This is a genomic window from Shimia sp., assembly GCF_965227725.1.
Taxonomy (GTDB): Bacteria; Pseudomonadota; Alphaproteobacteria; order Rhodobacterales; family Rhodobacteraceae; genus Shimia.
This window is the reverse complement of record NZ_CBDDGH010000005.1, coordinates 813500-837856: the sequence shown is the minus strand read 5'-3', so window position 1 is coordinate 837856 and position 24357 is coordinate 813500. Positions and strand designations below refer to the sequence as shown.

The window sequence follows — 24357 nt, the reverse complement described above, 5'->3', positions numbered from 1 at the left end:
CTGTCAATCGGCCAGAATACGAATCGCTGCGCTGATGGGTTGCTCTCCGGCCACATAAGCCCGGTGGTCATTGGTGGAGAGCGTCACGCGGATGTCATGCTCTCCGGGAGGCAGTGCGCCGATGGTGGTACTAGGCTCATACAGCCGACCAAGTTTCATGCCATTGAGGTAGATGTGACCATGCCCGGTGCCGGGAACATGGGGGCCGTCCACCAGATGCGGCGTGAACTCGAAGTCCTGTGACAGAACCTGCACCACCCATTGATCGCCGTTCTGGGTGGCTGAAAGGGTGATTTCCGGAGCGGGTTCACCTTCGCCGACGCGGCAGATGTCGCCGATGCCAAAGAGGCCAAAATCGGGCGCTTCGCCGGTGGCGCGCGGTGCGACGATGCGGGCGCGGGTGTTGAGCGTGCCTGCGTTCTCAAAGGTGAGGGAAACGGGCAGGGTGCGCCCGTCGCTCAAGGCACCGGATACGCCTTTGAGATGGACGAACATCCCATCAGCCGCCAGTGATACCGCCGAATCCGCAGGGATCGCGCGTCGGGTATCCTGACCGCTGAATATGGCTTTCTCAGCGTCGGGGGCTGAGACAGAAATCAGCCGGTCGGGGTGGCCGTTGTTGGCGATTTTGAGGAAGACGGCGACCGCTTTGTCTTCGTCAACAAGCGGGGCGGCGGTGGCATTGGTGAGCAATACATCGCTTGAGGCTGCAGGGCGCATCAGCATCCAAGCGGCGCCAGAGACACAGAGAGCGATGAGGAAAAGCCCCAGTGGTTTTCGCGCTTTCATCCCAAAGGCCCCTCAGTATTATCCGCCCATGCTCCAGAAAAATCTGCCTTCCATTCTAAGCTTCAATGGGATCGCTGCAAAGGCTTCCCTTGCGTTTATGATCAGCCTGCTGTGCGTGGGTGGCGCGGCTGCCCACACGGCGGAAGGTGGATTTGTTCTGTTGTTGCCCACGGATATCTATATTGCTTCAGGCGTGCTGGCCGTAGCGCTGACGGTGGCGATGCTGTTGGTTTTGCCGGATAGTTTTGTTTCTTTGTCTTTTAAAAACAAAAGCTTGTGGCACGCTCCAAATCTGCGGATGTTGCCGGTCAGGCCGCATCATCTCAGCAGTTTATTGTCCGCGCTGTTTCTCTTCTGGCTGATCTATATTGGGCTTGAGGGGCCAAGAGATCCGCTGGCAAATCCGTTGCCTCTGACGGTTTGGACCTTGTGGTGGATCGCCTTTGTGACGTTGCAGGGGCTCTTTGGGAACCTCTGGCGCTGGGTGAACCCGTGGCACGGGCCGGTTTGGTGTTTTCAAGCGCTGTTCGGGCGCTCGTTCAGGCTGCGGTATCCAAGCTGGCTTGGCCACTGGGTTGGGGTTGGCGCGTTTCTGGCGTTGGTGGGCTTTGTTCTGGCGGATCCGGCGCCCACTGATCCGGCGCGGCTGGCGCGGGTGGTGGCGGCCTATTGGGCGGTGACATTCCTCGGCCTGATCCTCTTTGGCCCACGCTGGGGACATCGTGCGGATGGCGCGAGCATGATGCTGGGGCTCTATGGCAAGGTTGGCCTATTTGCACGACGTGGTGCGCATGTGCGGCTGGGGCTGAACGGTTGGCAGCTGGTCAACCTGCGCTCGGTGCCATTTGGCGTGGCGGTGCTGTGCCTGCTGATATTGGGCAGCGGCATTTTTGATGGGTTAAACGAGACTTTCTGGTGGCTGGATCAGCTGGGCCTCAATCCTCTGGAGTTTCCGGGGCGGTCAGCGGTGATCTGGCAAACGCTTATTGGGCTGGTGCTGACCAATCTGGCCGTTGTGGCGCTGTTCGCCATGGCGCTTTGGCTGGGCCTGCGCTTGGGGCGGTCACAGATGCCGCTGCGCCGCGCGCTTTGCCTCTTTGCGCCAACGGTTCTGCCGATCGCATTGGGCTATCACGTGGCACATTACTTCACGAGCTTTCTGGTGCAGGCGCAATATGCGCTGGCGGCGGCAACCGATCCCTGGGCGCGTGGGCAGGACCTCTTGGGGCTTGGGACATTTTATGTCTCCACCGGGTTTTTCAACACCCAAGACAGCGTGCGTGTCTTGTGGCTCTGTCAGGCCGGAAGTGTGGTGATTGGGCATGTGGTGGCACTGCTGCTGGCCCATGCGGTGGCGCTGCGTCACGTTGAGACGCGTGCCGCCCTTACGCAAGTCCCGGTCGCTATCTTTATGATTTTCTGCACGTTTTTTGGACTTTGGCTGCTTGCATCACCTCGCGGCTTCTGACACAAACCGCGCCCTCTAGACACAACCGCCAATCGTTTGCACTCTAACAAGCATTCTGATTGCGATATTTTCGGTCACAAAACCATGTGAACACAGGGGGACACAAGATGACCAAATCGAAGACGATTACGCCTAATTCACAACAGACAACCCGGCGCGGCGCGCTCAAAACTTTGGCGCTTGGCGGGGCCGCGGCGGCGGCTTTGCCGATGTGGGCGCGCTATGCAGGCGCGCAGAGTGCAGAGCCGATCAAGATTGGGTTTCAGGTCCACCGCACCGGCATCGGCGCGGCCTACGGGCGTTGGTATGACCGCACCACACAAGCGGCGGCTGCGCTGATCAACGAGCAGGGCGGGATCAATGGCCGCCCCGTGGAAATCATCGCGGAAGACGATGGCACGGACCCGAAACGTGGCGCCGAAGTGGTTGAAAAATTTGCCAATCAACACAATTGCGACATTGGCTTTGGCACGCTGTTTTCCCATGTGGTGATCGGCTCCGCGCCGCGCGCGGGCGAGCTGAAGCTGCCGTATTTTGTGGTCAGCGAAGGCCATCATGTGGCGAGCGGCATGCTCAACCGCTACACCCTGCAACCGGGCATCACCGATGTGAAAAGCCAGGTGCAGGCGATGGCGCCGTTTGTGGCCAGCAACCTTGGCAAGAAGGTCACGATGATCTTCCCGGATTTTGCCTTTGGTCATGACCACCGGGATTTCTTCACCGCCGCGATTGAAGCGCAGGGTGGTGAGGTGCTGGAGCATATTGCCATTCCACCCACAGAGACTTCTTTCACCAAGTATTTCCCCAAGATCCCGCGCGACACCGAGGTGATCTACCACGTGATGGTGGGCCCGGCTGTGTTGACCTTTGTGAAAGAGCTTGGTGAGTTCTTCGGCCCACAAAGGCCTGAAATATTTGGATTTATCGACAGTCTTGAAGCGGTGGATATTGGCAGCCCGGGGCTTGAATTCCTGGAAGGCACCTATTTCTGGGAAGGCAATCCGCGCTATGCGCAGGCCGATCAATCCTCTTATGACGCCTTCTTCCGCGAGCGGGTTGGGGTGGATGCCAATGGGGCCTCGGTAAGTGATCCCAAGGATGTGTCTACCTATGCGCATATGTTTGGCTGCTGGGAGACCTTGCATGTGGTCAAGGCGGGCATGGAAGCAGCAGGCTATCAAAGCACCGCTGATCGCGCCAAGCTGATTGAAGCTGTTGAGGCGATGACAGACATGCCGCATTCCAATGCGCATCCACAGGGCGCGAAGGTGTTTAACGGCAAAACGCACCAGGTGTTTGGCCATCAGTACATCACCAAGGTGACCGACGGAAAACTGCTTCTGGTGCATACGACCTCCATTGAGGACACCTATTATCCGGACGAAGTGGATTACACCACACAACCGCTCTGATTGACAAAAGTTGTGGTGCGCCAAGGGTTTGGCGCACCCTTCGTAAGCGATGCGGCAGGAGCGGCAATGGATTTTGGACCTTATTTGATGCTCGCCACGCTGGAAGGCGCGGTGACAGCGGCGGTGTTGGCGTTGACCGCGAGCGGCTTGGCGCTGGTGTTTGGCGTGATGCGCGTGGTGAATGTGGCGCATGGCGAATTTTTCATGCTGGGCGCGGTGCTGGCATGGTGGGTGACAAGCTGGCTGGATGGCTATGCCGCGCTTGGGTTTGCTCTGGCGCTGTTGATTGTGCCGGTCATGGTTGGGGTTTTGGCCGCTTTGGCGGATGTCACTGTGTTGAAGCGCCTGTCCTATGATCCAGAGCGCACCATCGTCGCCACCATCGGGATTCTCTATATTCTGCAGCAAGTTACGCTGATGACTTACGGCCCGGACGCGCGGCCGGTAACGCCGCCGTTCAACACTCGACTGGCTTTGCCCTGGGTGGAGATGACCGACACGGGGCTCAGCCTCTATTGGCCCTGGGGGTTGAGCATCACGAGCTACAAGCTTGCGGTGATTGGTGCGGCGGCGGGCGTGCTGGCCGCGCTTTGGCTGTTGATGACGCGCAGCAAGCTTGGGCTGATGATGCGAGCGACCGAACAAGATCGCGATATGGCATTGGCCTTTGGCATCCCGGTCGAGCGCGTCTATGCGTTGGTCTTTGGTTTGGGGGCAGGTCTTGCGGCTTTGGCGGCTGTGTTGATCGTGCCGATCCAGCAGGCGCATTACCTGATGGGGGGCGATCCGCTGCTGCTGAGCTTCATCGTGGTGATCATCGGCGGTTTGGGCAGCCTGCCGGGAACCGTGCTGGCCGCGCTGTTGATTGGTCTGTCTGACGGGATCATTTCGGTGTTCTTCTCGCCAACGCTGGCCAAGATCATGGCCACGGTTCTTGTGGCGCTGGTGCTGGTGTTCCGTCCGCAGGGTCTTTTCGGAGCCAGCCGCGCATGACGTCAGAAGTGAGGAAAATCATAGGGTTGCATGGTGGTGTTCTGGCAATCCTGTTGGTTCTGCAATTCGTGCTGCCAGCCTATCACCATGGCAATCTGGCGCGGATCATGGTGCTTGCGACCTATGCCATCGGCTACAATTTGTTGTTTGGCTACACGGGTTTGCTGAGCCTAGGCCATGCGCTTTTCTTTGCCGCGGGGCTTTATGGCATGGGGCTTGGCATGACGCAGCTTGGGCTGAGCGCCGGGGGCGCTTTGCTGCTTGGTGTTTTGGCAGGGGCCACGGTTGGCGCGGTCATTGGCGCGCTGGCGCTGCGCACCGAAGGCGTGGCCTTCATGATCGTGACATTGATGTTTGCGCAGGCCGGATACCTGACGGTGCTCTACTTTGGGGCCTACACGCGCGGGGACGAAGGATTTGTGATCCAGCAGGCGGACCGTATGTTGTGGGGCTTTGATCTGTCTGATCCGAGCAACCGGTATTTTGCCGCTTTTGTGGTGTTTGCCGTGGCCTTTCTGGCGCTGCTGGCGGTGCTGAGATCGCGGTTTGGCCGCGTTTTGATCGCGATCCGGGAAAACGAAGAACGCGCGATGATGCTGGGCTATGACGTGATGCGCTACAAACTTATGGCGGTGGTGCTGTCAGCGACTTTGTCTGCGCTTTCCGGCGCGGCCTATGGGCTGCTGTTTGGCTACGTCGGGGCGAGTTTTGCCTCGGTGCAATACTCCATTTTCCCGCTGCTGTGGGTGCTTCTTGGTGGCGCTGGAACCGCGCTTGGCCCCTTGGTGGGGACGGTATTTATGTTTTACCTCATAGACTTAAGCTCAGGCATTACCACGGCTTACATGCTGATCGCCGGGGTGGCGCTGGTCTGTCTGACGCTGTTTGCCCCGCAGGGGTTGATGGGAGAGATCCGCAACCGGTTCTGGAGGTGGTTGCCATGAGTTTGCTTGTTGCGAAGGGGCTTTCCAAACAATTCAATGGCTTGCTGGCCGTTGACGATGTGAGCCTCGATATTCCGCAAGGACAGGTCCGTGCGTTGATTGGGCCAAATGGGGCGGGCAAGACCACTTTGGTGGGCCTTCTGTCTGGTCGCTTGCAGAGCAGCGGTGGGGAGATTTCTTTTGATGGGCAGGATGTTACGGCCCTCTCTGCCCATAAACGGATCGCCATGGGGATGGCCTATACCTTCCAGATCACCTCAATTTTTCCGAACCTGCCGGTTTGGGAGAATGTCGCATTGGGCGCGCGCCGGGTGTTCCCCTCTGCAACTGAGGCGGACCGCAAAGTGGAAGCCGCGTTGAGCCGTGTGGACCTGTTGGATCGGGCGCGTGAGGATGCTGGCGATTTGAGCTATGGTCACCAGCGGTTGCTGGAGATCGCGATGGGGTTGGCGCAAGCGCCAAAGTTGTTGATCCTGGATGAGCCAACGCAGGGATTGGCAGATGGAGAGGTCGCGGCGTTCAACCGTTTGATCGGAGAATTGCGGGCAACCACAACCGTGCTGCTGATTGAGCACAACATGGATGTGGTGATGCAAGTCGCTGATTTTGTGACGGTTTTGAATGCCGGTCAGGTCCTTTTTGAAGGCACCCCCGAAGAGGTTCAAGCCAGTGCGGCGGTGCAGGCCGCCTATCTTGGAGGCGAACATGCTGAAGCTTGAGGCGGTGGATGCAGGCTATGGCCGTGCGCAGGTGCTTCGGCAGGTGTCATTTGAGGCGCAAGCCGGTGAAATCACATGTCTTTTGGGCCGTAACGGCGCAGGCAAAACCACCACAATGAAAGCCATCATGGGGCTGCTGCCGTTGATGGGCGGGCAGGTGCGGCTGGAAGCCGAAACGCTCTCTGCGCTGCCCGCGCATCAGGTGCCACGGTGTGGCGTCGGCTATGTGCCTCAGGGACGGCGGTTGTTTGGGGAGCTGACGGTTGGGCAGAATCTCGAAGTGGGTCGGTTTTCCAAGCCGGACAATGAGGGTGTTCTGGAAGAGGTTTTACAACTTTTTCCAAGGCTTAGAGAGCGTTTTACTCAGCGTGCGAACACTTTGAGCGGTGGGGAGCAGCAGATGCTCGCGATGGCGCGGGCGCTGAGTTTGCGGCCCAAGGTGGTTTTGCTTGATGAGCCAACAGAAGGGCTGCAGCCTTCCATGATTGCGGCCATTCGTGACGTGACAGAAACCATGAGAGATCAAGGCGTTGCCGTGGTATTGGTCGAGCAGAGGGTTGAGGCGATATTGGCGCTCGCAGATCGTGCGGCGTTGCTTGAAAACGGACGGATGCGAGGTGTGGTCTCTGGTGCAGAGATGCGCGATGACCCCAGCATACTCGCTCGTCACCTGGGCGTCTGACGATGCGGGGCGACGGTGTTGGTGGCAAACACTCAGATCAGTTTTTTCAAGAGCAATGCGAAGATCGTCTGTTCGGCCTCATTCAGTGGGGCAAGCGTGTCTTTGGTGATTTGTTCGGCGGCGGCGGCGAGCTCTTCATAAAGCGACCAACCCTCGGCGGTCGGTTTCAGCAGGACGCGGCGCTGGTCTTCGGGGTCGGGCGCGCTGGCCACCAGAGACTTGTTGCGCAGACGGTCCACCACGCCTTTGATGGTGGCGGCATCCATGGCCGTGGCGCGGCCCAAGGCGTTTTGCGACACCGCGCCAAGTGCGCAGAGTTTGGCCAAAGCGGCAAACTGTGTGGGGGTCAGATCGGTGATATTTTCGGCGAAGATCGCGAGATGGCGCTGTGTTGCGCGCCGCAAAAGAAAGCCAACCTGATCGTCCAGATCATAACGCTCTGCCGCGGTGTGCGGCGGAATTGGGGGCTGAGACGTGTCCATCGGGGGCATGTGCTGGGCCTGACTGCGGTCGCGCAAGAGGGCGCGATGGCTGGGATTTGTTGACACAGGCGCAGATCCTGCCGCAAAATCCGTTTGTATACCAACAAGATTTTGAGCAATGCGCCCTGAGGGCTGAGAGGACAGCATGGGGATTTATCACCGCCCCGACAAGTTGAAAGATGCGCTCGCGCTGCTAGAGGCCGAGAGGGTGATCATTGCGGCGGGGTGTACGGATCTCTTTGCGGCGACGGAGGCCCAAGAGCTGGGCAGTGGGTCTGACGATGTTGTGCTGGATGTGACGGCGCTTTCGGAACTTCAAGGCATTCAAAAGGTTGCCAAAGGTTGGCGTATCGGTGCTGCTGCCACCTGGAGCGATGTTGTGGCGGCATCTTTGCCACCGGCATTTGACATGCTGAAGCATGCCGCACGGCAGGTTGGCGGCATTCAGGTGCAGAACGCAGGCACCTTGGTTGGCAACATCTGCAACGCCTCACCTGCGGCGGATGGCATGCCGCCGTTGCTTGTCTTGGATGCGGAGGTCGAACTGCTGAGGCCCGGTGGTATCCGCCGGGTTGCTCTGCGTGATTTTGTGACCGGCCCGCGCCAGACTGCGCGGGAAAACGATGAAATAGTGAGCGCTTTGTTGGTGCCCGAGGGGAGCGCGACTGGCCACAGCGCATTTGAGAAACTTGGCAGCCGCAGCCATTTGGTGATTTCCATCGCGATGGTGGCTGCGCGTTTGGAGGTGGGCGACGGACAAGTGACCGGTGCGGCGGTTGCGGTAGGCGCTTGCAGCCCAGTGGCTGCGCGCTTGAGCGCGTTGGAGACCGCGCTGATCGGGGCGGCGGTTGATGATATCGACGACGTGATCAGGGAAGCGCAGATCAATGCGGCTCTAAGCCCGATTTCAGATGTGCGGGGCAGTGCGGAGTACCGTTTGGACGCGGTGCCGGAACTTGTGCGTCGCGCCCTGCGGAGCGCTGCGGGATGATCCATCTGAAGGTGAACGGAACACATCATGAAGTGACTGCCGCGCCGGGGCGGCGGCTCTCGGATGTGTTGCGCCATGATTTGGGGCTGACGGGCACCAAAGTGGGCTGTGATGCCGGAGATTGCGGCGCCTGTACCGTGCTGCTCGATGGGGCCGCGACCTGCGCTTGCTTGACACCTGTGGCGCAAGCACAGGGGCGTCATATTGAAACCATTGAAGGACTGTCTGGCCCGGGACCAAGTGCGCTGCAGCGGGCATTTCTGCGACACGGAGCTGCGCAATGCGGGATTTGCACGCCGGGCATGGTTATGGCAGCGGAGGCGCTTCTGCGACAGGCGCAAAAGCCCGATCGGGAGACGGTTGAAGCGGCGCTTGGCGGGGTGCTGTGTCGCTGCACTGGATATGCCAAGATCATTGATGCGGTGCTGGATGCAAGTGGTAGCGGCGCGGGGCCGGAACCGGATGCGGCGGCCTCGGTGGGCGCACGGGTTGAGCGTCTGGATGGGGTGTCCAAGGTCTTGGGAACAGAGGCTTTTGGGGCGGATGTGCTGCCAGAGGGCGCGCTTTGGGTCAGGGCCATTCGCAGCTCCCATGCGGCGGCGCGATTTGTGTTCGGAGATCTGAAAGGCTGGGCCGCGGCGCAAGGCGTTGAGGTCTTCACCGCGGCGGATGTGCCGGGGCGCAATGTGACGGGGGTCATCCCGACCTTTGTGGATCAGCCTGCCTTGGCGGACGGGCATGTGCGGTTGGCCGGAGAGCCTGTGGCGCTGGTGGCGGGCGCGCGGGATGTGGTCCTTTCCCTTGATCTGACGCAGGCCCCGATTGCGTGGCAGCCGGAGGCTGCGGTGCTGGATGTGGCTGCGGCGCGTGCCGCCGATGCAAGGCAACTGCACGCGAGCCGTGCGGACAATCTTTTGATCGCAGGTGTGGTGCGCCGAGGTGAGGCTGCGGATGCGGTGTCCAAAGCTGAGTATGCGGTGTCAGGCCAGTTCACCACAGGCCATGTGGAGCACGCCTATATCGAGCCGGAGGCCGGGGCGGCGTGGATGGAGGGCGATGTGCTCAATATCCGGGCCTGCACGCAGTCACCTGTATTGGATCGTGATGAAACGGCGGCGGTGCTGGGGCTGCCTGGGGACAAGCTGCGCATTCGACCGGCCGCGACGGGCGGCGGGTTTGGTGCGAAGTTGGATCTGTCCGTGCAGCCGCTGATCGGGTTGGTGACATTGCTCACAGGGCGGCCCAGCGTGATGGTCTATGGACGTGCGGAAAGCATGCTGGCCTCCACCAAAAGGCATCCGGCGCAGATGACCGCGACGCTGGCCGCAGACGCGGATGGGCAGCTGACAGGCATGCTCTTTGACGGTGATTTTGACACCGGAGCCTACGCCAGCTGGGGGCCGACGGTTGCGGTTCGGGTGCCGGTGCACGCCAGCGGGCCTTATGCGGTGCCCAACTATGCCGCCGAGGCGCGGGCGATCCATACCAATGGGCCGGTGGCAGGTGCCTTTCGCGGCTTTGGTGTGCCGCAAGCCGCGGTGCTGCAGGAAACTTTGCTGGATGAATTGGCAGGTAAAGTAGGCATGGATCGGCTGGCGATCCGGCGCAAAAATGCTCTGCGTGAGTCTGCAGAGACTGTTTGTGGGCAAACAGTGCAGGGCGTTGGCATTGGCGCTTGTCTTGAGGCGCTGCAGCCGCGCTGGGATGCGGCGCAAATCGCCACGGCGGGCTTTAACGCGCAAAACAGTGGCAAGGCGCGCGGGATCGGTGTGGCCAGTTGCTGGTATGGCTGCGGAAATACAGCCCTGCCGAACCCTTCGACCATGCGGATGGGGATTACAGCGGACGGCCGGGTTTGTCTGCATCAGGGCGCAATGGATATTGGACAGGGGGCCAATACGGTGATCGCGCAGATCGCTGCGGATGCGGTGGGCCTGCCGGTGCATCAGCTTGAGGTGCTGGATGCGGATACGGGTATAACACCGGACTGCGGCAAGACCTCGGCCAGCCGCCAAACAGTGGTGAGCGGCAAAGCTGCGCTTTTGGCCGGGCAAAGCTTGCGGGCGCAGATATTGCAGATGGCCAACATGGGGCCGGCTGCGCGAGTTTACCTGCAAGGAGGGCACTTGCGCATTTCTGAGGCCGGAGCGACGCGAGAGATTGATCTGAGCGCTTTGCCTGCGGGGGCTGAGGGCTATGTGTTGATGGCGGAGGAGACTTATGATCCGCCCACCGAAGCACTGGATGAAAACGGGCAGGGTGTTCCTTATGCGGTTTACGGCTATGGGGCGCAGTTGGCTGAGGTGGAGGTCGATCTTGCGCTTGGCACGGTGAAGGTGCTGAAGATCACCGCCGCTCATGATTTGGGTCGGGTGATCAACCCGCTGCTCGCGGAGGGGCAGATTGAAGGGGGCATCGCGCAGGGCCTTGGCATGGCCCTGATGGAAGAGTTTGTGCCGGGGCGCACGGAGAACCTGCATGACTATCTGATCCCGACAATTGGCGACATGCCGGAGGTTGTGTCGCATCTGATTGAGGTGCCGGATCCGGAAGGACCGATGGGAGCCAAGGGACTTGGAGAGCATGTTCTTATCCCAACGGCGCCAGCCATTTTAAACGCAATCACAGATGCTTGTGGGGCGCGGTTGACGCAGTTGCCTGCGCGGCCAGATCGGGTTTTGGTGGCGATCAAAGCGGCAAAAGAGAGGTCTGGGTGAGATGAACACAACATCGGGCAAAGAGACACGAGTGCGGGAGGAGAAGCTCCGCTGTGACGCTTGCCCGGTGATGTGCTACATCGGCGAAGGCAAAATCGGCGCCTGTGACCGCTATGCAAACCAAGGCGGCGAGATCGTTCGATGTGACCCGCTGACGGTGCTGGACCGCACACTGGAACATGGCGGAGAGGTTCGTCCGTTTCTTGGGCGTGATTGGCACGACGGGCTGTCGACCGATGATCTGTTTGTGACGGCCGTGGGCGCTGGCACCACCTATCCGGACTATAAACCCGCGCCGTTTCTGGCGAGCCGCGAGGTGGATGGCGCGGATTTTGTGACCGTGGTGACGGAGGCGATCTTTTCCTATTGCGGCGTTAAGGTGAAAATCGACACGGATCGGCATCTTGGACATGAGGGCGCGGTGATCCGCCACCAGGGGGAAGCTGTCGGGCTGATGATCACCAGTGAATATGGCTCACAGATGATGAGCCTTGGCGGGGTTGATCACCTGACCGGCGGCAGCAAGTTGGAAGGGCGCGTGACTTGTGATGTGCTGCTGCGGCTGCTGAACCGTGAGGCGGTGACACTGACCGTTGATGGCGGTGCGGAAGTGGTGGTGGAGGCCGGTGTTGCTCCGATTGTGGATGGGCAGCAGGAAGCGCGGATGCGGGTGGGCTGCGGGTCGGCCACCATTGGCATGTTTGCAAGTCAATGGCAGGGTTTGGTTGACGAGGTGGTGGTGGTGGATGACCACATCACCGGCGTTGTGAGCGAGCATCAGGCGGGCAAAGTGCTTGGCTGGCCGGACACGGGCATTCGCATCAAAGGGCGGCGCAGCACGCCGGGGCGCTATTTTCAGGTGGCAGAACCGGGGTTGGGCTGGGGCGGCACCAATATTGATGATCCGCTGTCGATCCTTGGACCGTGGCTTGAGAAGAAAGGCGCGCGGGAAGGGCTGAGCCTGTTGATGGTCTCCACCACCGGAGAGCATGCGGCTTATTTTGAGCTCGACGCGGATTTGGAGCCGCAGGCCAAGCCGATGCCGGAGGCGTTGAAGCCGTCGGTGGCTTTGATCGCTGAGAACTGTGAGCCTGCGCTTTGCACAGTGATGTTTATGGGCGGTGCCGGGGGCTCATTGCGATCCGGCGTGACCCGCAATCCGGTGAAGCTGACCGATGCTGTTCAGGCCGGGCGCGCGGATGTCACCGTGGGCGGTGCAAAGTCATTTGTCTGGCCGGGCGGGGGCATCACGCTGATGGCGGATGTGACGCAAACGCCCAAAGGGGCCTTTGGCATGGTGCCAACCCCGGCCATTGTCGCGCCGTTGGAGTTTACCGTGTCCAAGGAAGAATATGAGGCGCTTGGCGGGCATGTTGACTCGGTGCGGGATGTTCTGGATATTTTGCAAAGCGGTGGCGCTTATGCGCGCGACAGCCATGTGTTTGGTAAAGGTGAGGACAGTGAATGACTGTTATGCCTCAGGTGGCGTGGTTGCCGGACGGGCGACGGTTGCATCTGCATCACGGACCCATTGATCTGATCATTGAAATCTGGGGCGACGGGCGCGCTGAGGCCTATGTTGCGGTGGTGCAGCGGTTTGAGACAGTTTTGCAGGAATTGGTGGAAGAGCTGCCGGGATTGCGGCAATCGGCCGATCAGGAAATCGTCTTCGAGGGTCAGATTGCCCAAAAAATGCAAAAGGCTGCGCGGGTCGGGTTGCCCGATTTTGTCACACCGATGATGGCGGTCGCCGGTGCGGTGGCAGATGAGATCGCCAATATCATCGCCAACGTCCCCGGTGTGGCGCGGGCCTATGTCAACAACGGCGGCGATGTGGCGCTGGTTCTTACGGAGGGGGAAACCCTGCGCGCCAAGGTGATTGGCAACTCCGCAGGCGTGAAAGTGAACGCAGAAGACCCGATCCGTGGCGTGGCGACCTCTGGTTGGTCAGGGCGCAGCCTGTCCCTAGGCATTGCGGATGCGGTGACCGTTCTGGCGCATACGGCGGCGGAGGCGGATGTGGCGGCAACTTTGATTGCCAATCATGTGGATGTGCCCGGGCATCCTGCGATCAAAAGAGCGGCTGCCAATGAGGTACGTGAGGACACGGATCTGGGCGCCCGGCTGGTAACCGTCGATGTTGCCCCGATGCCTGCAGAAGATGTCGAGCAGGCCCTGCTGCGCGGCGTGCAATACTCGGAAAAGCTGTCACAAAAGATGCCCCTGGCCGGTGTGTACCTTTATGCGCAGGGGCAAGCGCGTTGTGGGCTCAAGTTTCTTTCATAACCCGTGCAAGGGCGCAGAACTGTTCGAGTGAAACCTGTTCGGCGCGTTCGGTGGGCTGGATGCCTGCGGCCAAGAGCCGGTCTTCGATATCTGGTGCCTGACCTTTCAGAGCCGCGCGCAGCATCTTGCGGCGCTGGTTGAAGGCGGCAGCGACCACGCGTGACAGCGTGGCGGCATCAGCGGGATAGCGCGGCTCTTCCAGTGCGGTGAGATGGACGACGGCGGAATGCACCTTTGGCGGCGGGGAAAATGCGCCGGGTGGCAGGGACATCACGATATTGGCGTTGGCGCGCCATTGGGCGAGGATTGCAAGGCGGCCATAGGCTTTGGAGCCCGGTTGGGCGGTGATACGCTCGGCCACTTCGCGCTGAAACATCAGGGTGAGGCTCTGCCAGAACGGCGGCCATTCTTTAGGCGTCAGCCAGCGCACCAGAAGCTCTGTGCCGACGTTATAGGGCAGGTTGGCCGCCACACGGATGGGTGGCGTAAGGTGGGCAAGCGGGTCCACTTCAAGCGCGTCGCCGTTGATGACCTGAAGCTGGCCGGGGTAGGCGGCTTCGATTTCTGCAAGCGCAGGAATGCAACGGTCGTCTTTCTCGATGGCGAGCACGCGACGGGCGCCTTCGGCGAGCAAGCCGCGGGTCAGGCCGCCGGGGCCGGGGCCGATTTCCAACACATCACATTCGGTGAGATCGCCTGCGCGGCGGGCAATCTTGGCAGTCAGGTTGAGATCGAGCAGAAAGTTCTGCCCCAGAGATTTGCGCGCAGAGAGGCCATGGGTGTCGATCACCTGACGCAGCGGGGGAAGATCATCAATGGCGCTCATGGTGTTCCCTGTGGCTTACCTGTACGATTGCGCGCGCAGGGCGCGATATTGGCCTTGGGCGGGGATATGTGCCGCCCTTTGACGCGTCAAGCGCTTTGTGGGCGGCTGTCGGCCATGCGGGCGGCCATGCGCAGCGCCGCGATGGTGCTGGACGGGTTGGCCTGACCTGTGCCTGCGATGTCAAACGCGGTGCCGTGATCCGGTGAGGTGCGGATGAACGGAAGGCCCAAGGTGACATTGACGCCGCCGTCAAAATCCAAGGTCTTGATCGGAATCAGCGCCTGATCGTGGTAGGCACAAATGGCCACATCATATCGCGCGCGGGCGGCGGCATGGAACATGGTGTCAGCAGGCAAAGGACCGGCGATGTCAAAACCCTCAGCGCGCAGCTTGTCGAGAACGGGGGCGATCACGCTGGCATCCTCATGGCCCATGGCGCCGCCCTCACCTGCGTGCGGATTGAGGCCCGCCACGGCGATCCGGGGATTGCTGAGACCAAACTGATCTGTGAGGCCTTTGGCGGTGATGCGGATGGTGTCTTCCAGCAGGTCCGGTGTGAGTGCGGCAGGAACCTCAGACACAGGAATGTGGATTGTGGTGGGCACGACGCGCAGCATTTCGGAGGCCAGCATCATCACCACATTGTCCACGCCACCGAGTTGCGCAAGAAATTCTGTATGACCCGGATAGGCAAAATCAGCGCCGTCTTTCAGAGCTTTCTTGTGGATTGGCAGCGTGCAGACCGCCCTGGCGCTGCCAGACATGGCCATATCAACCGCTTGGGAAATCACATCAATCACGCCTTCGGCGTTCTCAGGATCCGCCTGACCGGGTGTGCGCGGCGCGCCAAATGGATGGGGAAAGACCGGCAGGGCCTCGGGCATCAAACCCACAGCCTCCGCCGGGTCATCAATCATCTGATGCGGCACCGTGCCGGGCAAATGATCGGGATCGGCAATCAGAAAAAACGGCAGTTCCTCTTTCAGGGACTGCCAAGCTTTTTCGGCGATCTCAAGGCCAATGCCCCCCGGCTCACCACAGGTAAGGGCAATGGGTGCGCGCGATGATGGGCTGGTCACTTTTCAATGATCCGGGCTTGGGCGCGCAGCTGGCTGAGATAGCTGTTGGCGTAGCTTTCCAGACGCTGGTTGCGCAGGGCCTGGGCCACGTCTTCGCGCGAGATTTCCTCAGCCAGTTGGGCGGTGCGGCCGCAGAGCATCAGAAGAATGAGGTTCTGCCCATCTGCGGTGGTTAGGTTGTAGGAGGCCTCGTTGTCGTCGAGCTTGGCCAGCTCCAACGCCACGTCCTGTGGAATTTCATTGGGCGCCTGTGTTTCACGCACCAGAATTTCCGCGGGCTGATCCTGCGCAATGGCAAAGAGATCATCACAGCGGTCAAGGCTGCCAGCGAGTTCCTTGGCTTTTGCGAGGTTTTCCTCGGTGCGGCCACCCGGCAGGTAATATTTCATGTAATCGACGGCGGAATAGGTCGGTGTTGAGCGGCCGGTTTCAGCCACATCCCGCAGCTGGAACAGCGCCACGGCGTTGGGCAGCGGCAGCGGACGGCTCACTTCGCCGGGGCGCAGAGCAGTCACAACCGGGCGCAATTCGGCGGGCAGATTGGTGACGTTCATCCAGTCGACACGTCCGCCTTCGGCTTTGGTCGCGGAGGCGGAATAGGTGCGGGCGGCGTTTTCAAAGCTTTCAAAGCTGGTGAGCTCGGAAAGTTGCTCTGCGAGGCTGAGCACCTGACGCTGGTTTTGTGGCGTCAGAGGAATGATGATTTCATTCAACAGCACGCGCACGCCGCCGGAGCCGCTGTTCTGGGCGATGGCGCGGTCGATCTCTTCTTCGCTGACCTGGGCATTGCCCCCAAAGCGGGACTGCACAACACCGGTCCAGGTGATGTTGGAAATGATGAAGTCGCGCAGCGTTTCTTCGTCGATCCCTTCACCGGACAGAGCCTGAACCAGATCGTCGATGTTCATGTTGATGCGGGCGGCGAAGTTGTCGAGGCCGTTCTGGATGCCTTCATCTGTGGCTGCGATGCCGGTGAGGCGGGCGGCCTGCAATTTCAAGCGGTCATCGATCAGCTGTTCGCGGGCCAGTTTTCCGGGATCACCCGGCGCATTCATAATGGCAAGCAGGCGCGCGCGCTGATCAAGCTCGTAGTAGCTGACGGCGGAGTCGTTCACCAAAATCGCTGGGCTGAAAGCACTTTGCGCGGAGGCGGTTCCGGTCAACAAGGCGGCTGCTGCGAGTGTGCTGGCGGTGCCAGTGAAGGCGCGCAGAAGGGAGCGGATGAAAGGGCGTCGCGTCATGAGAGTGTCGTCTTCCTGTAATTCAGCCACAGGTGCGGCTATAGCTCTTATCGTTTGAATTGACCGAAAATCCAAGCAGGGCCACGTTGATGCCAAAGGTATTGCTGGATTGTACGGTATCGGATGTGGAGAAGCGGCGCGAGAGCGAAAGTTCGACCTGCACGCATTCGTTACGATACTGTAGACCGAGGCCTGCGCGGGCCGATTTCCCGGCCACGGCGTCATAGCGCCAGTCGACCAATCCGGTCCAATGACGCGAGAAACGGTAGCTGCTGTCCAAGGTCCATTCGGAGATGCGCTCGTCGCGGGCTTCTTCGGGATCTCTTGCGAGCCAAATGTAGCTGGCATCCACCATCAGCATTGGATTGCTCCAGCCCAGGCGGGCGGCTGCCTTGTTTAGGGTGCCACCGGAATCCAGCAGGCCACGCGCAGAGGCCACCAAGCCGTTTTGGTTGTTGAACTGACCCGCGATCAGCAGATCTGAGGTCTTGCCGGACAGGCCGGATGTTTCCGAAAAATCACCTTGGGACTGATCGCGGAACACTTGGCCAAAGGTGAAATGCCCTTCCCAGCCCTCGGAGGTGACGCGCGACCAGTTCACACCGAGTGCCGCAGCCAGGCCGCGTTCGCGCCGGTCATAAGACGGGAAGCGGGACAGAGCGAGGAGGTTGCCCTCGTCAAATTCCGCGCGGGTGCTTTCATCATTGGCGATGTCGAGATCGCTGCCACCGGTCCAGCCGATCTGTGCGAGCGGTTCCAGCAGATAGGTTGCCCCGTCGGTGCCGCGTTTGACCAACGGGTATCGCAGGTTCACGGCGACTGTGGGGGTGAAGCCGCTGTCAAAAGAGCTGAAATTGGAATCGTTCAGTGTTTTATAAGCGTCAAAGGCCAACCCACCGGTTGCGCCCACACGCAGACCGCCGGCCATCGTCCAGTTGCGCAGCCACTCAACAGAGGCATTGGTGCGCGCCACATCACGGCCGTCATCACCATCCGCACCTGAATCCCGCTGGTGGGAATGCGCCTCTAGCCGGGTACGCAGCTCGCCGCCAATAAGGCTTGGGAAATAGCGGCGCTCAGTTTCGGCCTGAAACACCAGCGTAGGAAGGGTGTTGTTGTCTTCGTCGTCGCGCAGCGAGCGGAAGTGGTATACGCCAAAGCTGGTGTTTTCGTAGCGCGAGGCACGCTGCACTTTCACGCTGCTGTTGAGGCGGTCGAGATCTGAGTAGTCGTAGTCAGAGAGATAAGCATCATCTGATACGGCTTTGATATCAAAGGTAAGTTTGTAGTCTCTTTGCAGCTGGAAGAGGCCATTGGCAAAGGCGTAACCACGGGTTTCTCCGGGGCGCAGGTCGTCATCAGAAATCGCGCCGTCAACCTGAAATCCGCCATTTTCAAACGCCTGCCGATAGCGGAACTCCAGCGTGCGGGATTCGGTGGAGATGTAAGGCGTGAGCGTGATGTCTTTGTCTTCGCCGATCGGGAAGAAGTAGGGCAGCTTCACCCCGTTGCCGAGCAGTGACGTGCGTGTGAATTGCGGAAACAGGAAACCTTTGCTGCGTTTCAGCGTTGGATCTGGCATCCGCAGGTAGGGGAAATAGAACACGGGCACATCGCGGACGAGAAAGCTCGCCTGCTCAAAATACACCTGCCGTTCTTCCTGATCGTGAATCACCCGTTTGGCACGGATTTGCCAAAGCGGGGCCTCGCCGGTTTCGCAGATCCGGCAGGATGAGACGGTCGTTTTGGTCAGGACGTTGTAGCGGCCCTCAACACGATTGAGCTGTTGCGCGGCCATTTGCACCTGATCGGCAAGCACAAGGCGCGCGCTGCGGATCAGGCCTGACCGGAAATCGGCATCAAGCTCGGCAGAGTCTGCAACGATGGAAACCTCATCGCCATCACTGATCCGGATAGGGCCAATGAGGCTGATTTCGCCGGTCTCGTTGTTGTAGGTGACCTCGCGGGCTTGCAGACGGGTGTTACCGGAGACAGCTTCGACATTGCCGCGCGCTTTGAGGATATTCTGCCCGACCAATTCCACGCTGTCGGCAATCAGCACCACATTTTGCGGCGCTTCTTGGGTGGTGTTTGAACCTGCCGCCGATGCGGGGGCGGATTGCGCGTAAGTGTGCGGAGCAAAAGCGCAAGTCAGTGCAGTGGCCGCCATCAGGCGGAAGAGGAGCTTCGTCATCCGTCCTCCATATGCAACAACAGCCCCAGTGCCAATAAGACACTTGCAGAAGGTGGTGCCCAGGCTGCGAGTAGCACGGGGATCTGACCGTTTTCTCCAAGGATCTGGGCGAAGTTGCGGATGAAATAGAGGCTAAAGCCAACAAGGATAGCAAACAGAACGGCGACGCCGGTGTTGCCAAAACGGGTATGGCGCATGGTGAACGCGGAGCCAACCAGAACCATGGCCATCAGGAACAGAGGCTGGGCCAACTCCATGTGCAGCCAAACCGTGTGGCGGCGCGATGAAAACCCTGCCTCGTCAAGCTCTTTGATAAATTGAGGCAACAGCCACACGGATATCGCAGAGGGGCTGCCGAAACGGTCGCGGATGCGGTCGGGCGTGAGATTGCTGGCCAGGTGGAGCGTTTCGTGATGTACGGCCTCAGCACCTTCGGTGACGCTACGGTTGAGGTTCCAGACGCGGGCGTTGGTGAGCTCCCAACCTTCCTCAAGCAGGCGCGCGGTCTTTGCTTCGATGCGCGATTGCGGCCCGCCGTTGTCGGCGTATGTGATGACGCTGAGGTTGATGAACTGGCTTGCATCCGCATTGGTGCGGTCAGCGTGAATGACCGCGTGGCCTTCCGGTCCGCCTTGGCGCAGCCAGATGCCTTCCTCGGTCAACGAGAGCGCCTCCCCGCCATTGTTGCGCAGGGCGTCGCTTTGCTTTTCGTATTCCAGAGAGGTTGTTGCGACCAATGGGTTGAGAACTGTCACCGCAAGCAGCCCCAGCAGCATGGCCACGATAACAGGTGAGAGTACCGCGACGATCCCGGATCTGCCTGCAGCGCGTACAACCACGAGCTCTGAGCTGCGGGCCAAGCCGATGAACAGGGCCACGGTGGCGAGAATAACAATCAACGGCAGGAGTTGGTAAAGCCCCTGTGGCGCGCGCAAGAGCGTGAGGCCGAGCACGCGATAAAATCCAACCTCATCAACATCAAAGCGGCGCAGCTGTTCCATCATGTCCAAAAGCATGGTCAGCACAAAGAAGACGGTCAGGATGCTGAGGAACATCCACAGGAATTTGCGCGCGAAATAGAGGTGCGTGGTCATGCGGTTGCCCTCCGCAGACGCAGAGGATTGGATGCAAAATAGAGCAAACCAAAGGCCACAAAGAAGCCAAGGGCCGCGGGCAAATAAAGCAGTGGCCAGAGGTCCGGGGCGTCCAGAACAGGGTCTGAGACCACATTCTTGAGCGCTTCGAGCACAACAAGGATGGCAAAGGCCGAGAGGATCTGCCGCCAGACTCCAAAGCGGCTAAAACTGCCGATGATCAGCATGCCAAAGCCGATCAAGGCAAAGACGATACACATGATCGGTTGCGTGAAGCGGGCGTGGAATTCTTCGGTGACTTTCCCAAGGCTTTCTCCGGTCTCGGCAGACACAGAGGCAAGGGCGCCAAAAATATCCCAGGTCGGCATGAAGTCGATAGAGCCGCGGGAGGCGACATCCGGGTCGACAAGGGCGCTGATGTCATAGGAGAAGTCAGCAAAGTTGGTGGTCATCAGGCGGTCCGTGCCGGTGGGGTTGAGCTGCATGAGGCCGTCGACCATCACCAGTTTGGGGCCGCTTTCGTCCTGAACCAGATAGGCCTCCGCAGCCGTGTGAACCGTAGAGCTGCCGGGGTCGCGGCTGTCAGCCATCAGCACGTCTCTGAGAACACCATCGGAGGTGATTTCGCGGATGTAGAAGGTGACCCCGTCAATGGGATGCAGAAAAGTTCCATCCGTCAAAAGGCGTGCGGTGACATTTTCGCTGATTTCAGACTGGCGCTGGCTCAGTTCTTTGGTGGAGCCAGGCACAAGAAAATGGGTCAGGGCGCTCATCATCAGAGCGGTGATCAGGCCAAAGATGGCCACCGGACGCGCCAGACGCCACGGGCTGAAGCCGGTGGCCTGCATGACGGTTAGTTCGCTTTCATTGGACAGGCGGTTGGTGACATAAACCGTGCCCGCAAAAACCGCGATTGGCAGCACGCGCCGGATCACGTTTGGCAGGGTCAAAACCGAAAGTTCCAGAAAAACAGCCACGTTCTGGCCGCTGGCGATCAGCTGGTCAAACAGTGACACCGCCTGATTGACCCAATAGACCGACACAAGGATCAGTGCGAAGAAGCCAAACAGGGTTAGGAACTGCGACAGGATGTATCTGTCGAATCTGCTCACGCCGTGGACTCCCTCAAGTGCCTATTCGTTCGGCGCAGTTTAGTGGAATTGATTGCGCGGTGAAACTGCAATCTGGCGATGGCCACTGGTCAAGCCAGATCGGGCGCGCTAGGTGTTTGGCATCAGTTAAACGGAGACACCAGAATGCGCCCTGTGCAGTTTGCTTTTGAAGAAACCCAATTGGACGAAATTGCAAAGGCAGAGGGGCGGATCGCGATTTTTGTGCCTCAGGAGGGTAACCTTGATCAGGGCGCGCGCCGGATCAACCGGCTGACCCGAGGCGCGATTGAGCGCCTGCGTGAAGAAAAGGGTGAGAAAGCCTCAAATGGCGATCTGATCAGCCTCGCGTTTCCGGCTGGTTTGGCCGCAGAAGCTGTTGATGTTGTGGTGCTGCCGCGCCGTTGCAGCGTGGAAGAGGCGCGCAAGGCCGGTGCCGCGCTTGGTAAGGCGCGTGGCAAAGCCGCACTGACCGTTTTGGCTGGTACCCATCCCAAAGCGGCGCAGATCGCTTTTGGCATTGCGATGCGTGACTACGGTTTTGATGACCACAAAACCGCAGAGGCCAAGGATGATGCGCGCGCCGTGCGCATGATAGTGAGCAAGCCTGACGATGTTGAGGCCGCCGCCAGCCCCTTGTTGGCCGTGGCAGATGGGGCGTTTTTCACACGTGACCTGACCAATGAGCCCGCCAATGTGCTGACCACCACCGAATTTGCCGACCGTCTGGTTGCGTTGAAGGACATCGGCCTTGAGGTTGAGGTGCTGGAAGAGGATCAGCTTAAGGAATTGGGTATGGGCGCGCTTCTTTCTGTTGGAGAAGGCTCTGAAAGCCCGTCCAAAGTTGTTGTGATGCAATGGAAAGGCGGCGATGCCAAGGCCGCGCCGTTGGCGCTGGTTGGCAAAGGTGTGGTGTTTGATACGGGCGGCATTTCGCTCAAACCGGCAGCCGGCATGGAAGACATGACCATGGACATGGGCGGCGCAGGTGTTGTGGCTGGCACCATGAAAGCGCTGGCGTTGCGCAAGGCAAAGGCCAATGTGGTCGGCCTTGTCGGGCTGGTGGAAAACATGCCCTCTGGCCGCGCGACACGTCCGGGGGATGTGGTGACCTCTATGAAGGGGGACACCATTGAGGTGATCAACACAGATGCTGAGGGCCGTTTGGTACTGTGCGATGTGATGCATTACGCGCAGGAGCGCTTCAAACCAGCAGGTATGATTGATCTGGCCACTTTGACGGGCGCGATCATCATCGGTCTTGGCCATGAAAATGCGGGCGTTTTCTCCAACGATGACATACTCTGCAACGCCTTCCTGAAAGCGGCGGATGCGGAAGGTGAAGGCGCGTGGCGGATGCCGCTGGGCAAAGGTTATGCCAAACAGCTGAAATCGCGGATTGCAGACGTGAAAAACGTCGGTGGCCGCCCGGCCGGCTCGATCACAGCAGCGGAATTCCTGCAGCGCTTTGTGCAGGAAGACATGCCGTGGATTCACCTCGATATCGCAGGCGTGGCCAGCGTGAAGTCGGAAACAGCGCTGGCACCTGCTGGTGCGACCGGCTGGGGCGTGAGCGCGCTGAGCCGGTTGGTGGCGGACAACTTCGAGGTGTAAGTCCTTGGGCGCGGCCTATTTTTATCACCTGACACAAGCGCCGCTTGATACCACGCTGCCGCGTCTTCTGGAGAAGGCGCGGGGCGCGGGCTGGGCGATTGCGGTGCGGGGGGTGGACCCGGGCCGCATGGAATGGCTGGATCAAAAGCTCTGGCTTTTGGGCGATGAGAGCTTTCTGGCGCATGGGCTGGCAGGTGGACCTTATGACAGGTTGCAGCCCATCCTGCTGACGACGTCGTCTGATACGCCCAATGAAGCGGCATGCATCATGTCAGTGGATGGCGCGGCGGTGAGCGCGGAAGAGGTCAACACAACCGAGCGTGTCTGTATTCTGTTTGACGGGCATGACCCGGAGGCCGTTCAGCATGCGCGGGGGCAGTGGAAAACGCTGACCGATGCGGGCTGCGCGGCGCAATACTGGTCTGAAGAGACGGGTGTGTGGCAGAAAAAAGCGGAGAGCGGCGGAAATTAAGTTCCCCGGCTTACCGCGTTAGAATCAAACGGTTTCCGGCGATGGTGATCTGCGCATAGCGCTGCAGATAGGACATGCCGAGCAGCGACTGAGGCATCTCACCTTCGTTCACCGTGGCGCGCACGTCGCGGTCTGTAAAATCTCCCAGAGAGATTTCTTCAACCCAGACAGGCGCAATGCGGACTTCGCCGTTGGCTGTCATGGCGCGGCCCCAATAAGCGAGGTTGTCCGGATCAAGTCCGGCGCGGCGGGCGTCTGCTTTGGACAGCACGATCTCCGACGCACCGGTATCCACCACAAAGTCGACGTTGGCTCCGTTGAGGCGCAGCGTGGCATAATAGTGGCCATCGTTGCTGCGCGGGATTTCGATGCGGCTGCCGTCTTCCAGAACGGTTTGCATGGGGCGCACCGTGGAGCGGATGTCTTCCCACATGCCGGCCACCGCAATGGCCCCCAGAAATATCAGCACCCAAATCGCCGCGTTGCGCAGGGTCTGGCCAAGCGCAAGGCGGCCCGATGAGATGTACCACATCAGAACCATCACCAGTAGCAGGCTCAGATATGCGAGGTGGCCGATCTCAAATTCGTTCATGATGCGGAGGTCCCAGATGCGCTTTGCTAGCCAACAAGCCCAAAATCTTTGAGGCCATCAAGGATAAACTGCACGGCAAGCGCTGCGAGCAGCATACCGAGAAGGCGAGTGATCACGGTGATGCCTGTGCGGCCAAGCAGGCGTTCCAGATAGCCTGCGGTGAGGAACAGACAGAACACAATCGCCAGAACCAGAAGCGCAACGCCAAGCACCGCGAGCGTGGCCTGCACGCCGGTGTCCTGACCTGCGAGCAGGATCACAGAGGTGATCGCGCCGGGGCCTGCCAGCAGCGGAATGGCCAGCGGGAAGATCGAAGGATCCGGGTAGTCTTCCTCAGCTTCTTCGGCCTGATCTTCGCGCCGCTTGGTGCGGCGTTCAAAGAGCATGTCGAAAGCTGTTACAAAAAGCAGGATTCCACCCGCAATCCGGAACGCAGGCATGGAGATGCCAATGCCGTTCAGCACAGCTTCGCCAAGGAAGCCGAAGAGCGACAGGATCACAAAGGCCGTGACGCAGGAACGGATGGCGATTGTGCGCCGTTCGCGCGCGGGCACGCCCTGGGTCAGCGACACATAGATCGGGAAAAGACCAATCGGGTCGATGATCACAAAAAGCGTCACAAAGGCCGTGATAAAGGCGGCGCTGTCCATGGT

General features: G+C 59.9%; 22 protein-coding genes. 12 read left to right on the top strand and 10 right to left on the bottom strand.

All coding sequences use genetic code 11. From position 1 onward, the window contains the following. Positions 1–3: 3 nt before the first annotated feature. Positions 4–789, bottom strand: a complete 786-nt coding sequence (locus tag ACO07T_RS14460) for a copper chaperone PCu(A)C (protein WP_422049996.1) — start codon at positions 787–789, stop codon at positions 4–6. Positions 790–817: 28 nt separating this feature from the next. On the opposite strand from ACO07T_RS14460, the gene ACO07T_RS14455 reads away from it, so the two are divergent. The 6 genes from ACO07T_RS14455 (at position 818) to ACO07T_RS14430 (ending at position 7007) form a co-directional block, all read left to right on the top strand. Beyond that, positions 818–2257: a hypothetical protein gene (locus tag ACO07T_RS14455; RefSeq protein ID WP_422049995.1), complete on the top strand. Its 1440-nt coding sequence runs from the start codon at positions 818–820 to the stop codon at positions 2255–2257. A 107-nt stretch (positions 2258–2364) separates the two neighbouring features. Next, the gene (locus tag ACO07T_RS14450) at positions 2365–3669 is read left to right on the top strand and encodes an ABC transporter substrate-binding protein (RefSeq protein ID WP_422049994.1); all 1305 of its coding nucleotides are present in this window, start codon (positions 2365–2367) and stop codon (positions 3667–3669) included. 66 nt (positions 3670–3735) lie between these two features. Next, positions 3736–4662, top strand: a complete 927-nt coding sequence (locus tag ACO07T_RS14445) for a branched-chain amino acid ABC transporter permease (protein WP_422049993.1) — start codon at positions 3736–3738, stop codon at positions 4660–4662. Beyond that, positions 4659–5606 carry a branched-chain amino acid ABC transporter permease gene (locus ACO07T_RS14440; protein WP_422049992.1) on the top strand — a complete coding sequence of 316 codons (948 nt, stop codon included), beginning with the start codon at positions 4659–4661 and terminating at the stop codon, positions 5604–5606. The genes ACO07T_RS14445 and ACO07T_RS14440 overlap by 4 nt, the downstream gene beginning before the upstream one ends. Continuing rightward, positions 5603–6325 (top strand): ABC transporter ATP-binding protein, encoded by a 723-nt coding sequence (locus ACO07T_RS14435; RefSeq protein ID WP_422049991.1) that lies wholly within the window; start codon positions 5603–5605, stop codon positions 6323–6325. Before ACO07T_RS14440 ends, ACO07T_RS14435 begins: the two co-directional genes overlap by 4 nt. After that, the gene (locus ACO07T_RS14430) at positions 6312–7007 is read left to right on the top strand and encodes an ABC transporter ATP-binding protein (protein WP_422049990.1); all 696 of its coding nucleotides are present in this window, start codon (positions 6312–6314) and stop codon (positions 7005–7007) included. Before ACO07T_RS14435 ends, ACO07T_RS14430 begins: the two co-directional genes overlap by 14 nt. Positions 7008–7039: 32 nt before the next feature. On the opposite strand, the gene ACO07T_RS14425 is transcribed toward ACO07T_RS14430, so the two are convergent. Next, the gene (locus ACO07T_RS14425) at positions 7040–7555 is read right to left on the bottom strand and encodes a MarR family winged helix-turn-helix transcriptional regulator (protein ID WP_422049989.1); all 516 of its coding nucleotides are present in this window, start codon (positions 7553–7555) and stop codon (positions 7040–7042) included. A gap of 79 nt (positions 7556–7634) precedes the next feature. Here ACO07T_RS14425 and ACO07T_RS14420 point away from each other — a divergent pair, with 79 nt between their 5' ends. The 4 genes from ACO07T_RS14420 to ACO07T_RS14405 are packed head-to-tail and all read left to right on the top strand — an operon-like array spanning position 7635 to position 13483. After that, a complete protein-coding gene (locus ACO07T_RS14420) occupies positions 7635–8480 on the top strand; it encodes an FAD binding domain-containing protein (RefSeq protein ID WP_422049988.1) in 846 nt (281 codons plus the stop codon). Then, complete coding sequence (locus ACO07T_RS14415; protein WP_422049987.1) at positions 8477–11197, top strand: molybdopterin-dependent oxidoreductase; 2721 nt, start codon at positions 8477–8479, stop codon at positions 11195–11197. The genes ACO07T_RS14420 and ACO07T_RS14415 overlap by 4 nt, the downstream gene beginning before the upstream one ends. Before the next feature lies 1 nt (position 11198). Beyond that, entirely contained in the window at positions 11199–12665 is a 1467-nt protein-coding gene (locus tag ACO07T_RS14410; RefSeq protein WP_422049986.1) for a 6-hydroxynicotinate reductase, read from the top strand. Continuing rightward, entirely contained in the window at positions 12662–13483 is an 822-nt protein-coding gene (locus ACO07T_RS14405) for a UPF0280 family protein (RefSeq protein WP_422049985.1), read from the top strand. The genes ACO07T_RS14410 and ACO07T_RS14405 overlap by 4 nt, the downstream gene beginning before the upstream one ends. On the opposite strand, the gene rsmA is transcribed toward ACO07T_RS14405, so the two are convergent. From rsmA to lptF, 6 genes are all read right to left on the bottom strand, one after another. Continuing rightward, on the bottom strand, positions 13467–14309 hold the full coding sequence (rsmA, locus tag ACO07T_RS14400) for a 16S rRNA (adenine(1518)-N(6)/adenine(1519)-N(6))-dimethyltransferase RsmA (protein ID WP_209062593.1): 843 nt from the start codon (positions 14307–14309) through the stop codon (positions 13467–13469). The genes ACO07T_RS14405 and rsmA overlap by 17 nt on opposite strands. Positions 14310–14395: 86 nt before the next feature. Continuing rightward, the gene (gene pdxA / locus ACO07T_RS14395; RefSeq protein ID WP_422049984.1) at positions 14396–15388 is read right to left on the bottom strand and encodes a 4-hydroxythreonine-4-phosphate dehydrogenase PdxA; all 993 of its coding nucleotides are present in this window, start codon (positions 15386–15388) and stop codon (positions 14396–14398) included. After that, positions 15385–16629, bottom strand: coding sequence for a peptidylprolyl isomerase (locus ACO07T_RS14390; RefSeq protein ID WP_422049983.1), 1245 nt, complete (start codon positions 16627–16629; stop codon positions 15385–15387). The genes pdxA and ACO07T_RS14390 overlap by 4 nt, the downstream gene beginning before the upstream one ends. 22 nt (positions 16630–16651) lie before the next feature. After that, positions 16652–18823 carry an LPS-assembly protein LptD gene (locus ACO07T_RS14385; RefSeq protein ID WP_422049982.1) on the bottom strand — a complete coding sequence of 724 codons (2172 nt, stop codon included), beginning with the start codon at positions 18821–18823 and terminating at the stop codon, positions 16652–16654. Further along, positions 18820–19917, bottom strand: coding sequence for an LPS export ABC transporter permease LptG (gene lptG / locus ACO07T_RS14380; protein ID WP_422049981.1), 1098 nt, complete (start codon positions 19915–19917; stop codon positions 18820–18822). The genes ACO07T_RS14385 and lptG overlap by 4 nt, the downstream gene beginning before the upstream one ends. Continuing rightward, positions 19914–21029: an LPS export ABC transporter permease LptF gene (lptF, locus tag ACO07T_RS14375; protein WP_422049980.1), complete on the bottom strand. Its 1116-nt coding sequence runs from the start codon at positions 21027–21029 to the stop codon at positions 19914–19916. The genes lptG and lptF overlap by 4 nt, the downstream gene beginning before the upstream one ends. A gap of 144 nt (positions 21030–21173) precedes the next feature. Between lptF and ACO07T_RS14370 the strand changes: the two genes are divergently transcribed. Continuing rightward, a complete protein-coding gene (locus tag ACO07T_RS14370; RefSeq protein ID WP_422049979.1) occupies positions 21174–22640 on the top strand; it encodes a leucyl aminopeptidase in 1467 nt (488 codons plus the stop codon). A 4-nt stretch (positions 22641–22644) separates the two neighbouring features. Then, positions 22645–23112, top strand: a complete 468-nt coding sequence (locus ACO07T_RS14365; RefSeq protein WP_422049978.1) for a DNA polymerase III subunit chi — start codon at positions 22645–22647, stop codon at positions 23110–23112. A gap of 10 nt (positions 23113–23122) precedes the next feature. Here the strand turns inward: ACO07T_RS14365 and ACO07T_RS14360 are convergent, their stop codons facing one another. Together ACO07T_RS14360 and ACO07T_RS14355 are read right to left on the bottom strand one after the other, a co-directional pair. Further along, a complete protein-coding gene (locus ACO07T_RS14360) occupies positions 23123–23704 on the bottom strand; it encodes a retropepsin-like aspartic protease family protein (protein WP_422049977.1) in 582 nt (193 codons plus the stop codon). A 26-nt stretch (positions 23705–23730) separates the two neighbouring features. Then, complete coding sequence (locus ACO07T_RS14355) at positions 23731–24354, bottom strand: MarC family protein (protein WP_209062609.1); 624 nt, start codon at positions 24352–24354, stop codon at positions 23731–23733. Between the last annotated feature and the right edge of the window lie 3 nt (positions 24355–24357).

Coding starts and splice junctions, on each gene's coding strand:
- ACO07T_RS14405 (WP_422049985.1), top strand. CDS start 12,662: ATGACTGTTATGCCTCAGGTGGCGTGGTTGCCGGACGGGCGACGGTTG.
- ACO07T_RS14445 (WP_422049993.1), top strand. CDS start 3,736: ATGGATTTTGGACCTTATTTGATGCTCGCCACGCTGGAAGGCGCGGTG.
- ACO07T_RS14370 (WP_422049979.1), top strand. CDS start 21,174: ATGCGCCCTGTGCAGTTTGCTTTTGAAGAAACCCAATTGGACGAAATT.
- ACO07T_RS14390 (WP_422049983.1), bottom strand. CDS start 16,629: ATGACGCGACGCCCTTTCATCCGCTCCCTTCTGCGCGCCTTCACTGGC.
- ACO07T_RS14455 (WP_422049995.1), top strand. CDS start 818: ATGCTCCAGAAAAATCTGCCTTCCATTCTAAGCTTCAATGGGATCGCT.
- lptG (WP_422049981.1), bottom strand. CDS start 19,917: ATGACCACGCACCTCTATTTCGCGCGCAAATTCCTGTGGATGTTCCTC.
- ACO07T_RS14410 (WP_422049986.1), top strand. CDS start 11,199: ATGAACACAACATCGGGCAAAGAGACACGAGTGCGGGAGGAGAAGCTC.
- ACO07T_RS14385 (WP_422049982.1), bottom strand. CDS start 18,823: ATGACGAAGCTCCTCTTCCGCCTGATGGCGGCCACTGCACTGACTTGC.
- ACO07T_RS14360 (WP_422049977.1), bottom strand. CDS start 23,704: ATGAACGAATTTGAGATCGGCCACCTCGCATATCTGAGCCTGCTACTG.
- ACO07T_RS14440 (WP_422049992.1), top strand. CDS start 4,659: ATGACGTCAGAAGTGAGGAAAATCATAGGGTTGCATGGTGGTGTTCTG.
- ACO07T_RS14420 (WP_422049988.1), top strand. CDS start 7,635: ATGGGGATTTATCACCGCCCCGACAAGTTGAAAGATGCGCTCGCGCTG.
- rsmA (WP_209062593.1), bottom strand. CDS start 14,309: ATGAGCGCCATTGATGATCTTCCCCCGCTGCGTCAGGTGATCGACACC.
- ACO07T_RS14460 (WP_422049996.1), bottom strand. CDS start 789: ATGAAAGCGCGAAAACCACTGGGGCTTTTCCTCATCGCTCTCTGTGTC.
- ACO07T_RS14415 (WP_422049987.1), top strand. CDS start 8,477: ATGATCCATCTGAAGGTGAACGGAACACATCATGAAGTGACTGCCGCG.
- ACO07T_RS14450 (WP_422049994.1), top strand. CDS start 2,365: ATGACCAAATCGAAGACGATTACGCCTAATTCACAACAGACAACCCGG.
- ACO07T_RS14435 (WP_422049991.1), top strand. CDS start 5,603: ATGAGTTTGCTTGTTGCGAAGGGGCTTTCCAAACAATTCAATGGCTTG.
- ACO07T_RS14430 (WP_422049990.1), top strand. CDS start 6,312: ATGCTGAAGCTTGAGGCGGTGGATGCAGGCTATGGCCGTGCGCAGGTG.
- ACO07T_RS14355 (WP_209062609.1), bottom strand. CDS start 24,354: ATGGACAGCGCCGCCTTTATCACGGCCTTTGTGACGCTTTTTGTGATC.